This is a genomic window from Candidatus Cloacimonadota bacterium, from assembly GCA_019429305.1.
Classification (GTDB): domain Bacteria; phylum Cloacimonadota; class Cloacimonadia; order Cloacimonadales; family JAJBBL01; genus JAHYIR01.
The window spans coordinates 1-12,420 of the sequence record JAHYIR010000037.1 but is presented as its reverse complement, the minus strand read 5'-3'; the positions used below and the strand labels follow the sequence as shown (position 1 = coordinate 12,420).

The window sequence follows — 12,420 nt, the reverse complement described above, 5'->3', positions numbered from 1 at the left end:
CAGATTCAAAGATTGAAAAACGATTTAGTTAGAGTACAGTCCAAAATAGCTGACATTCAAAATGAGAGTACAAAAGTAAATAGTAATCTAGAAAAATATGAAAACAACTTAATAAAAGAACAAAGAAGAAAAAGATAGAATCAATAGCATTTAGCCTGAGACATTTTGGATTTCTAAAATGATTTCAAGATTATTGTAATAGACCAGTATCAGAAATCAATTGTTCTCGTTTTCATTAATTAGTTCAATGTGTTATTCTCAAATTGATTTTTCTTTCGAATATAAACTATCAATCGGAGATTAATTGCATAGAATGTTATAAAGTACTTTCAATGGATTGGAGAAGATGTGGGAGGTTACTTCTGTTTTTTCCAGAGCCTGTTAATGTATGAGCAGGTATTGAAACCGCATTTTTCATAAAAACCCAGATTTCTGGCAGGTGAGTTGAGCAGAATATATGAACGGTCTGATCGCTTCCCATGATATTTGACGCATTCCATGAGCATTTTACCGTAGCCACTGTTCCTGAAGTTTTCGTTGATAGCTACCGAAAAGAGCCTGCAATAATCATCCATAGATGCCAAGTAAACTGATCCGACAGTTTCTTCGTTCATTGTCATCCTGAAATGTCTGAATTTTTTTGTAAATAACAGATGCAATTTCTTGTCGATCGTTTCGAATTCGTCTTCAAGATAATAACCGCCGTCTATCTGCTCCTGCTTTAACAAGGCAATCGTTTCTTCATCGGTCATCGGGAGGAATTTGAATCCACCGGGAAGCTGACAGTCCTTTGTTTGCGAGATCAGAAAAGCTTCCTGCTGCAGGTAGTATCCCTTGTCCTCAATGATCTCCGAATACTCGTTTTTGAAGATAAAGGTTTCATCAAAGTCCATGTAAACAGGATCTTCAAGACCTTTGGTTTTATGAAGTTCTTCAATTGCCGAGATGGTGTTGCTCAATGATCCGGCACTATCAGCTTTGATCATGACAACTCGGTTGAAGTCACCGGACCATTTAACGTATTTATTCTCAAGAAGCGTAAAATTTCCATAATCTCTTATTTCACTTCCTCTGGCGAGTGTGTATTCGATCTCAGATTCAATGGCTTTTTTTGTCCAGTTAATCGACCTGTTCACTGTCATCTTGTATTCTCTCTCTTTCTGCGGATATTACTTTTTTTTGTAAGAATGACTCACAATATGTATTAAAATTCATTTTGATCAGGATCGATCCCCTTCTCAAGCTGAGAAGTCAGGTCGTTGATGAATCGAACCATGGGTGCTCCGGCGAGTACATCATGGTCGGGAAGTATCTTCTGATCGGCAACTCCTATTTCAGCAGCAGCATCTTATTGACTTTTTCATAGTTCGGAGTGGTCATCCTGCAGAAATATATACCGGAAGTGACAGGTTGACCGAGATCATTCCTGCCGTCCCAGACGATCTGATATTCTCCTCTGAGATAAGGGGTTCCATCTATAAGTGTCCTGACAAGCTGACCCCGGATGTTGTAGATTTTCAAATCCAATCTATCCGCATCTTGTGACAAATTGAGCTTGATAGTTGTCTCCGGATTGAAGGGATTGGGGTAGTTATTAAGAGAGGGGTGTTCTATGACAATGATATAATCATCATCGACAGAAACTGTCGATTCTCGTAAGTAAGGATAACCATCGTTAATTGAATGATCAGTATCAGCAGCCCATATTTCTTCAAAATCCCAATCTACATAGGTATTATCAGCGTAAGGATAAGTCATTTCAGCCGTTGTCCTTCCTTGTCCCATCGAACTTTCTGTCTGACCTGAAGTCTCGATGTTCCAGTAGCTGCTCGTATCTTCTCCCTCTCCGCATCCGACCAAACCACCGACAAGAGAGGTGCTACTGCTGACGCTCCCGATCGCATAACTGTATTCAATGATCCCGGAAACATTTTCTCCTGCCAGACCGCCGGTACATTCACTTCCATAAACAGAGCCGGTGCTGAAGCAGTTACTGATCGTAGAATTCCAGTTTTCACCAACCAGTCCACCTGCCCAACTCCATAACTCGGAAGAAGAAGAGACTGCTCCCGTACTGTAGGAATTGCTGATAACCGAATTATTGTGATTTGTACCTGTCAACCCTCCTACATAATGTCCAAAACCATTGATCATACCCGTATTGTAAGATTTGCTGAGTACTGCATAGTCTGTAAAGAAACCGGATAACCCACCCACATAAGAGAATCCTCTCACAACTCCACTGCTGTAACTGTTGTATATGCTGAAATAATCTCTCTCTCTTCGTTTGGTATGATCATAATCACGGGGTAAATTCTCATAAATCTTATTATGGATCATGTTATCTCTCTGGGGTGGTGAATATGTCAGATAACCGACTAAACCGCCGACATAATAGTGCCCCTCGATATTAGCCGTGCTGTAACTGTTATGAATAAAAGAACCGACATCGATGCCTACCAAACCACCTGTTCCGGTGGAGTATCCGTATATATTTCCCGTTGAATAGCTGTTGTCGATACTCGAAAAGTAACGGAACCCTACTAAACCGCCAGCCCCGTTAGAACTATGGATTTCCCCTGTTGTGTAACAGTTATTTATAGTCGAATAGTACTGCTCACCCACCAAGCCGCCAACATTCCACCAACTGCTTATCTCATTACCTATATTCCCGGTGCTGTAGCAGTTTTCCATGGCAGATCCGATACTCGTTCCTATCAATCCCCCGAGATTAAGAATACCATCAACATTTGCATTACTAAAAGAATCACTGATATCAGAATTCAGATTATAACCTATCAACCCTCCGGCATTACCCTGCATCATTTCGGCTTCTATACTCCCACTACTGTGACATCCGTTGATAGTTATGCTGCCCAAATTATACCCGGATAAAGCTCCAACATTAGTCCCGCCAATGATGCTGACATTAGTCAAGCCGATATTCTCTAAGCTCGCACCACTCGTAAAACCGAATAAACCAATAGAGCTTGTTACCCGACGGTTTATAAAGAGTCCGTCTATTGTGAAATTACTGCCGGAGTATGAACCGCTGAAAGGGAATTCAAGGTCTTCAGTATAGTGATAACCTATCGGACTCCAGCCCTGCTCGTCAAACCAGTTTGTTGTATCTGATGCATCAATATTGGCTGTCTGGATATAGTGGCTTGACCAGCGAGCAGCCTGATCGGGATCAGGAACAACATCATTGTCTGCAGCTATCCAATATAGGTTCTCTAAAGTGGATATTTCATAGGGATCATTTATTGTACCGTCTCCTACTGACGGGGCTATTGCCGTTTGTGCGATAAGACAGGCGCTGGCTATTATCGCGATAAATATCAATATCATAGACTTCATGATCTTCTCCTGCTCATAGTATAGAGTTAACAGAATATTTTGTGTGATCTATATGTATAGCTTTCGTAACTTCGATAATCTTCAAACATGAGATATAAGAAAAAAACTTCATCCGGACCTCTGTCTAATGTATTTTTGTGGACTTTGGAGTTTGCCTCTCATAAAAATTGTTTGGTGGGTCTGTCAAGAAATTGATTGTACTGCTTTTTTGTGATATAGAAGAGAAAACTAAACCTGCCCGTCGCCCAATGGGTCTCCGACCCATTACCTGCGGGAGAATCAGCAAGCATTTTACCACGGATGGACACGGATTAAAAAAGGATGAACACAGATGCCCCAGCGGAAGTGAAGCAAGCAATAGAATAGGTTTTATCATGCCCCTTAGGGGTATGAAATATGATAGCCAGACACTTCAGTGTCTGGGATAAAGATGATCTAAACCCGCCCGCCGCCCAAATGGAGCGGAGCTCCATACCTGCGGGAGGAGAAGCAAGTCCATTGGGAGAATCAGCAAGCATTTACGCAAGGATGAACACAGATGCCCCAGCGGAAGTGAAGCAAGAAGGAAATGAGTTATTAGTTATGTAGTGATTAGTGCCAAAGGGAGGAGAAGCAAGTCCATTAGGAGAATCAGCAAGCATTTTACCACGGATGGACACAGATGAAAGGTGAGTTTTTAGATTGTTAAGAAAGAGAGAGAAGACAAAGAAGTTTGTTAGAGTTTGGAATGAAATATCTCGAATTTTTCTACTTCACCCTGTTTGTCGGACCATCTTTTTACCTCTTTCAGATCTATTTTGTTATGTTTTGCCACTAAAATTGCCTGATCCAAACATTGCAGATCATTCCAGAAAAAGTATGCTGCTAAGCGGTCTTTGACACATTCAGTCGGAGAGATAATTCTTAGAGTACCTGTTAAGGTCTTGATGGTTATTACATCAGTAATAGGTTCGTCACCAACTGCTAAAGGACCTCGAGGAAACTCAATCAGAAACTCTGTTTCGGGATGTTTAAAGTATCTATGTTCTTCAGAGAAACCTATTTCAGAGAGACATTCTGCCAGAATCCTCCGTTTCGGTGAATCTTTTTCTATGAAATCCAAATCCATAGTGACATAACTCTCATTAGAATAAATGCTGACACAACTGCCACCTGTCAGAGTGACTTCTATTCCATGTTTTTCAAGGTGGCTGCAAACAAAAGCACCCAGTTCAATTCTATTCATTTCACTGACTTTTTTCATAGCGGTTTATTACTCCTGCGGGGTCGGCGTCTATTGTATAGTAGTCGCTTCTGAAGATCTTGTGGGTAAAAAGTTAATGCTTTTTCCAAGAGATTATTTAACTCAAACAGAAACGGGAAACGTGGATTGAATCGGTAAATCTTTGTCTTACCTTGCATTTGGGCATATAGTACATTGTCTGTTTCCAGTTTCTTGAGTTGTTTAGCTACAGTATTGAGTGGAATTCCAAAGAACTTGGCTATCTCCCTGGGATAGCCTTCATTTCTACATAAGATATATAACAATACTTTTTCTTTCGTTATTGAACAGAACAAAGCTTCTAACATTGGTACTCCTTCTTGGTACATATGTACCCTATATTGGTACAATATAATTGAGGAGATAATTTTGTAAAGGTTTTTTTAGAGTGTAAGATGAAATACTATAAAGAGGGTAGATAAATCTGAAGGAGATCATTTTTTTTGAGAGACGGAAATGGCTATACCAGGTTAGCGATATATGAGAAATAGCCAGATACTTGAGTATCAGGAGCTGGAAGATTATTTGGTTAACATTTATTGCTTTTTATTCTGTTGCCGCCCTTCGATACAATTCTCGGACAGAATAAGCAAGAAGTTTACCGAGAATCACTCAGGGTGACACAAACGCAGACTAAAGTCGCAGCTATATTATGCCGCCTTTTGTTGGCTTCGCCAACCCTGTCCTGAGCTTGTCGAAGGATCGGAAGCAGCCACGAAGCCAACGAATGTGTTGACTTCGTCGAGCTCGGAAGCAGCCACGAAGAAGTGTTTTCCTCGGTTCGCTATGCTCCGGGTTATTTAATGGGACAGAGCAAGCTATAAAGATCATGCCCCGCAGGGGTATGAAATATGATAGCCAGACACTTTAGTGTCTGGGATAAGATGAGATCTTAACCCGCCCGCCGCCCAATGGGTCTCCGACCCATTACCTGCGACTAAAGTCGCAGGCTATATTATGTCGCCCTTCGATACAATTCTCGGAAAGAATAAGCAAGAAGTTTACCGAGAATTACTCAGGGTGACAGGAGCTGAGATTTGATATGAACAAAGGCAAAAAAAAAGAAAAAAGGATATGTGGAAGAAAAATTGTTGACAATAAAAGTAATTTCTTTGCCTTAAACAAAGAGGAATTTGAATGAGAGCATACAGAAAAATAGTTGTAAAAGCGAACAGTTCTGCTTTAAATATCAATAGACTAATCCTCTTAAGGATCCAGCATCTTAACCTGCAACAGGCATACAGCATAGATCATTTCTGGCACGGAACCTGAAACATTCATAACGACCTGATAGACCTGTTTTATCAATCAGAGAACTCTCATACCGGAGTATAAAAAAACAACCCTTTCTTTTATTGAAGAAAACCTTTTGAATATCACTAAGGAGGTATTTACAATGTTGCGAAAAGTGTTTTTGTGGGCTGCAATAATTAGTGTTGTCGCCGTATCGTTGTTGGCTGGAGATGATAAGATGACCACCCGGACCAGGGATGTCATAATTGAGAAGCAGGCGCAGCTCCTTACCCGGGGATCAATGGAAAATGAACGAGATACTGATAAGGATAACGGTAGATGGTTATCAGACGTACCGGTAATGTTCAGTACACGAGTTGAATTGTACCCGACTATGTGTTACGACCTCTCCGATACCGACCGGATATTTATCGCTTCCGAATTGTGGGATGTTTCACCATATCCAAAAGATATTGTGATCAAGAGAAGTAATACGAACGGAGATGACTGGCCCTCCGGTTCACCAAACACGATAGTTATTGAAGGGTCGGTAACCCAGCCTTTTTTGAGTCCGAAGATCGTCCCTATCAGCAGTGATGCCATAGGTATGACCTATGTAAGCCAGTGGACCGAAAATGACTGGGATATTATGTTCAGAAGATTTGAGACAGAACCATTTAATTCACCCGGTCAGATCCCTCTCGATATTAGAGTTGGCAAATTTCGGGCACCTTCAGTAACTTCAGATTTTATATGGTATCCGACGATGACATACCTTTATGTATCTTATGTTGAAGCCTCATCCAATCCGAGAAATCTCGTTTTCAAACGTTCAGTGAATAACGGAACCAACTGGTCAGATCCCGTAAACATTGCTACGATCAATACCGTTATAAGTGAAGGAATTCTTTACACTTCGATCGATCAATTCGCAAATATAACCGGAATTGCTTATGTTGACCGGGACGGTGCTTATAATGTCATCAAGTTCACCCGCTCCACCGATTTCGGAAATACCTGGAGTACTCCGGTAGTCATTTCTCCGGGAGGTGCTTACTGCGGAGCACCAGAGATCAGGATTATTGACGCTAATAAGATCATAGTCGTTTATGAATATTATTACTCAGTTATCGATGTCGATGTTTACTTTTCCTACTCCTCTGATGCCGGTGCTAATTTCACTACCGGATATCTGGCAAGTTCCACTAGCAACGAAGTAACACCGAATGTTTCTTCTTACAAAACTACGACAGCCGGTTCTGATGTTTATGTTGCCTATACGAAGTATCCCGGCGAGATAATGGTACGGAAGATGATCGGTAATAATTTCAATAACTGGACAGATCCTGTTCAGATAAAAGACTCCGCTGCAGATCTCTTCGGGATCAGCAGATTGGGGATGATAGTGAAACCGACCCCGACACGGGATGTCGGATGTGCGGTTGCCTGGAGCCAATATTACAGCAGTGACGATTTGGACGTTTATTTTGATGCTGAGTGGCGAGTTGAAGAAGAATACATGATCCTCACTGTCGGCTCTGTTGATCCCGGTTGCGGAGTTAATATTTCAGTCGAGCCGAGCGATGTATATGGAGATGGTGATGGAATAACTTACTTTGAAAGGGCTTACCTCGATCAGACCTCAGTAACCCTTACAGCACCGCAAACAGCCGGTGGATACGTGTTCAGCCATTGGAGCTTGGATGATGCACCATATTCACCCAATATTTTTATTATATTTAACATGAACCAGAATCGATTTTTCAAGGCGCATTATATCGATCCTGATGACGGTACTGTTACAATAGGGATCGGTGACTGGTCTGGCAGATATCCCATAGATATGTATTACCGGAACAGTCTCTATGAGGTGATTTACTATCAGGATGAGTTCGGTACATTCGCAGGACCGATCAGCGCAGTGACCTTTTATAACATTTTTGAGACTTCATTGACCGATAAACCGGTTAAGATCTGGATGGGTAATACCGATCTGGCGGATCTGACTGCCGGCTGGATCCCCTCTACCGAACTGCAACTTGTCTTCGATGGTACAATGAACTTCCCTGCAGGAGCAAATGACATTCATTTTCAGCTGCAAACCCCCTTTGATTATACAGGAGATAATCTTGTAATGCTCGTCTCCCGCCCGATGGATACCGAGTACTTCAGCATAAACGATAACTTTGTTATTCATTCCGGTACTGAACAAAGAGGAGTTTTTGTCGCCTCTGACTCCCAGGTGCTTGACCCCGGAAACCCGCCAATAGGGAATATAGTGCCCTGGTATCCGCGGACTACTTTCCATAGTTCTGTGGATGTAGAGGATGTTCTTCTCCCTGATCCGGTAACGAGATTAGGGTCTGTATATCCTAACCCCTTCAACCCTGAAACAAGGATCAATTTCTCACTGGCTGAGGAGCAGAATGTGGTTATTGATATTTATAATGTGAAAGGTCAGAAGGTAAAGAGTCTCTTAAAGAGCAATTTGTCCTCCGGAGATCATTCCGTCGTCTGGCAAGGTGATGATGATACGGGAAGAGTTGTCGGAAGCGGGATCTATTTTGTTTTGATGAAAGCAGGAGAGCAGGAGTTTAGTAAGAAGATGTCATTGGTTAAATAAAAACCTGCGGGAGGATAGCAGGGATTATCCACTAAAAAGATCTAAAATATATTGTAGGGGCGGTTCACGAACCGCCCTTTTATTTGAATAGAACGCGGATTAAACGGTAAAAACGGAAAAAGAAGGATAATAAATAATCATGCCCCGATAGGGTATGAAATAAGTTAGCCAGACACTGAAGTGTCTGGTATTGAATGGATCTATTCCCACCCGCCACCCAATGGGTCTCCGACCCATTACCTGCGACTAAAGTCGCAGGCTATCATATGGCACCCATAAAGGGTGCTATCGGAGCCAAGCAGGAAAGGCTAATATAACCACGGAGACACAGAGGCCACAGAGAAAAGATTGAGACGCCCCAGCGGAAGCCAAGCAAGGATTTAACCACGGATACACACAGATTAAAAAAGGATGAACACAGATGCACCAGCGGAAGGATTTATTAGGTTTTAGGTGCTAGGTTGTAGGCCTTGCGGTAGAGTAATATTAAGCAAATTTTTTGCATGCCCCGAAAGGGGTATGAAATATGATAGCAAGACACTTTAGTGTCTGGGAACAGATTGATCAAACTCTCACCTGTCACCCTGAGTGATCCGGTTCTTTTGCCGGATCGTATCGAAGGGTCAGGTGATCTAAACCCGCCCGCCGCCCAATGGGTCTCCGACCCATTACCTGCGACTAAAGTCGCAGGCTATATTATGTCGTCCTTCGATACAATTCTCGGACAGAAGAAGCAAGAAGTTTACCGAGAATTACTCAGGGTGATAAATATACAATCTGTAGTCTATGGTGCAGATAGTGAGATTTTTCTTGCAAAGTTAACCGTCTTGAAATTTTTATCCGGTAATCTTTGAAAGGGGCGAAGGGCTTAGGGCTTAGAGCAAAGGGCGAAGGGCTTAGGGCTTAGAGCAAAGGGCAAAGGGCAAAGAGCGAAGAGCAAAGGGCAAAGGGCAAAGAGCGAAGAGCGAGGGGCGAAGAGAAAGAGTTAAGAGAGAAAAGATGGCAAGAAAGAGTTTATTCCGCATGGTGTGGGAGATAATGTCGGGGCTGAAGCTGATATATCTTTTGGCGATCATATCGATCGCTCTGGCAACCTTCTTCAATTTCATGGCACCATTGGTGATCAGAGTTACCATAGACTCCGTGCTGGGAGGGAAGCCGATAGATCTGCCTTTCGGGCTGAGCAGCTGGGCAGAGAGCTTTGTCTCCGTACCGCTGCTTCTGAGAAACCTCTGGCTGGCTTCAGTGGCACTACTGATCCTGACTCTGCTGGGGAATACCTTCACCTATTTAAGGGGAAGATTGAGTGCTGTCTGTGCCGAAGAATTCTCCCGCCGGCTGAGGGATATGCTCTATGACCATCTGCAGAAACTCTCCTTTTCCTGGCATAGCCGGGTACAGACAGGCGATATCGTGCAGCGTTGCACCTCAGATGTAGATACTGTGAGGAGATTTTTCGGTATGCAGCTTGTTCAGGTCGGGAGAGGGATCCTGATGATCGCCTTAGTCGTTCCGATAATGTTCTCTCTCAATAAGCAAATGGCTCTGGTATCACTGATCGCCGTACCCATTATCATTGCCTACTCTTTCTTTTTCTATAAAAGGATCCAGGTGCTCTTCAAGGCACAAGACGAAGAAGAGGGTTATCTGACCACGGTATTGGAAGAATCAATGAGCGGGATCCGTGTGGTAAGGGCTTTTGCCAGACAGAATTTCGAGATCGAACGCTTCAACAGATCTGCCGATGCTTACCGGGAAAAGAGTTATCGTTTGATCTATACTCTCGCTTGGTTTTGGGCTTTATCTGATATGCTGAGCATGCTGCAGATAGCAATTGTCCTGATATTCGGAACCCATCTGGCGATCGGGGGAACGATAACTTTAGGTACCCTGGTCGTATTCATTACCTATGCCGGCTCTATGCTCTGGCCGATCAGGGAAATGGGACGAGTTTTGACAGACATGGGGAGAGCGATCGTATCCTTACGTCGTATCAGAGAGATCTTAGAGTTCGCGCAGGAAGATTTTTCCGGCAAATATGAATTTTCCCGTGAGCTGCGGCTGCAGGGTAAAATTGAATTTGAGAATGTTAGCTTCAGATATGATGGAAGTCAGCTCATCCTGAAAGATATCAATCTGACCATAGAACCGGGAGAGACGATCGCCATTATCGGAGCTACCGGAGCAGGCAAATCCACTCTGGTGCATCTGATCCCCCGTCTGTTTGATCACGATGAAGGGGAGATCAGGATAGACGGTATTCCTCTGAAAGATATGGCAAGGCATGATATCCGTCACCAGATCGGAATAGTTCTGCAGGAACCCTTCCTCTACTCGAGAACATTGAAAGAGAATATCATGATGGCAGTGAAAGATGCCTCAATGGAGCAAATCGAACAGGTTGTGGAAGAGGCAGCACTAAAAGAAACTATTGCCGACTTTGAAAGGGGATATGAGACGATAGTCGGCGAAAAGGGCATTACCTTATCAGGGGGACAGAGACAGAGAACTGCTATTGCCCGGGCTCTGATATTAGATCCGCCGATATTGATCCTGGATGATGCACTAAGTGCTGTGGATTCGGAGACAGAGAAGATAATTCAGGGGCATTTGAGACGTAGAAAAGGGAAAGCAACGACGATAATCATTACTCATCGCTTCACTTCGCTATCCATTGCCGACAGGATTATTGTGCTGGAACATGGCAGGATCGTGCAGTGCGGCACCCATAGTGAATTGATCGAACAGGAGGGGCATTATCGTGCTATCTGGAGTATTCAGCATCAGCTGGAGATGGAAGCAGGATGAAAAAACTTCCACGGATGCACACAGAATAAAAAAGGATTAACACAGATGCCCCAGCGGAAGTGAAGCAAGAGAAAAAGTAAAAAATATAGATACATTACAAAACTGTGTCATCCTGAGTGTTCTGCTGTCTGCTTCTTGCTTTAACTGGCAGCAGAATGTATCGAACCGAGGAAATTGCTTCTTCGTGGCTGCTTCCGAGCTCGGCGAAGCCAACTAGGAAGTATAGCGAGTCCATTGGAAGGATAGCTTCGAAGATATAATGAGCCACAGAGACACAGAGGACACAGAGAACACTGAGAAAAGATTGAGACGCTCCAGCGGAAGAGGAAGCAAGTCCATTTGAAGCGAAGCAGGGATTAACCACAGATGGACACTGATTAAAAAAAGGATTAACAAAGATGCTCCAGCGGAAGGGATAGCAGGAAGAGAAAATAGTTACTAGTTACCAGCTACTAGTTACTAGAAAAAAACAAATTGAAGGATGGCAAGTTATTGGAACACCGGCTTCAGCCGGTAATGAAAGAGTATCAAATGATAAAAATGATGTCAGCTCTTCGATACTATTAGGCAAAAAAGCCTAATCACTCAGGGTGACAATAATGAAAGATTAAATAGTGGAGAAGCAAGAAGAAAGGATTGAGTCGCTCCAGCGGAAAAGTTAGCAAGAAGAAAAGATTGCAATTAGGGAAAAACCATGGATGAGGTAGCAAGCAAAGATGGGATGTCTTGACAATGCTTGAGATGATAAATGAAGAAAAAAAAGGTTTAGAAAAAATAACGGTAAAAGAGAATGCAGGATAGGATAGAAGATAAGCAATATCAGAAAAATATTAATCTGAAGCTCTGGGGTAATTTAGTCAGAGAGGCAAAAAGTTATTATGGTCTGATGATATTTCTCGGACTGGTAATGCTCTTTCTGGCAGGAGCTGATGCTATCACACCGCTTCTTACCCGCTATGCAATTGATAATTTTATCGTTCCTCAGGAATATCAGGGGTTATTCTGGTTTGGTCTTTTTTATATCGTGCTGGTGCTGTTTCAATCGTTTGGCGTGTTGCTGCTTATAGCAGTTGCCGGTAAGATAGAGACCGGTCTGAACTTTAATCTCAGACGCAAATGCTATAAACGGTTGCAG

Annotated in this window: 9 protein-coding genes; 5 read left to right on the top strand and 4 right to left on the bottom strand. The window is 42.8% G+C overall.

Features of this window, described 5'->3' with window-relative positions:
- Positions 1–356 precede the first annotated feature (356 nt).
- Together K0B81_09225 and K0B81_09220 are read right to left on the bottom strand one after the other, a co-directional pair.
- The gene (locus K0B81_09225) at positions 357–1,142 is read right to left on the bottom strand and encodes a GNAT family N-acetyltransferase (GenBank protein MBW6516776.1); all 786 of its coding nucleotides are present in this window, start codon (positions 1,140–1,142) and stop codon (positions 357–359) included.
- Between the two features lie 187 nt (positions 1,143–1,329).
- Positions 1,330–3,360 (bottom strand): T9SS type A sorting domain-containing protein, encoded by a 2,031-nt coding sequence (locus K0B81_09220; GenBank protein MBW6516775.1) that lies wholly within the window; start codon positions 3,358–3,360, stop codon positions 1,330–1,332.
- Between the two features lie 396 nt (positions 3,361–3,756).
- On the opposite strand from K0B81_09220, the gene K0B81_09215 reads away from it, so the two are divergent.
- On the top strand, positions 3,757–3,948 hold the full coding sequence (locus K0B81_09215; protein ID MBW6516774.1) for a hypothetical protein: 192 nt from the start codon (positions 3,757–3,759) through the stop codon (positions 3,946–3,948).
- Positions 3,949–4,075: 127 nt separating this feature from the next.
- Here K0B81_09215 and K0B81_09210 read toward each other — a convergent pair whose 3' ends face one another.
- Together K0B81_09210 and K0B81_09205 are read right to left on the bottom strand one after the other, a co-directional pair.
- A complete protein-coding gene (locus K0B81_09210) occupies positions 4,076–4,603 on the bottom strand; it encodes a hypothetical protein (GenBank protein ID MBW6516773.1) in 528 nt (175 codons plus the stop codon).
- Entirely contained in the window at positions 4,600–4,929 is a 330-nt protein-coding gene (locus K0B81_09205; protein MBW6516772.1) for a winged helix-turn-helix domain-containing protein, read from the bottom strand. The genes K0B81_09210 and K0B81_09205 overlap by 4 nt, the downstream gene beginning before the upstream one ends.
- 1,088 nt (positions 4,930–6,017) lie before the next feature.
- Between K0B81_09205 and K0B81_09200 the strand changes: the two genes are divergently transcribed.
- From K0B81_09200 to K0B81_09185, 4 genes are all read left to right on the top strand, one after another.
- Positions 6,018–8,477, top strand: a complete 2,460-nt coding sequence (locus K0B81_09200; protein MBW6516771.1) for a T9SS type A sorting domain-containing protein — start codon at positions 6,018–6,020, stop codon at positions 8,475–8,477.
- Between the two features lie 545 nt (positions 8,478–9,022).
- Positions 9,023–9,331: a hypothetical protein gene (locus K0B81_09195; protein ID MBW6516770.1), complete on the top strand. Its 309-nt coding sequence runs from the start codon at positions 9,023–9,025 to the stop codon at positions 9,329–9,331.
- A 145-nt stretch (positions 9,332–9,476) separates the two neighbouring features.
- Positions 9,477–11,285 carry an ABC transporter ATP-binding protein/permease gene (locus tag K0B81_09190; protein ID MBW6516769.1) on the top strand — a complete coding sequence of 603 codons (1,809 nt, stop codon included), beginning with the start codon at positions 9,477–9,479 and terminating at the stop codon, positions 11,283–11,285.
- 790 nt (positions 11,286–12,075) lie between these two features.
- On the top strand, positions 12,076–12,420 hold a 345-nt coding region (locus K0B81_09185), incomplete at its 3' end, for an ABC transporter ATP-binding protein (protein ID MBW6516768.1).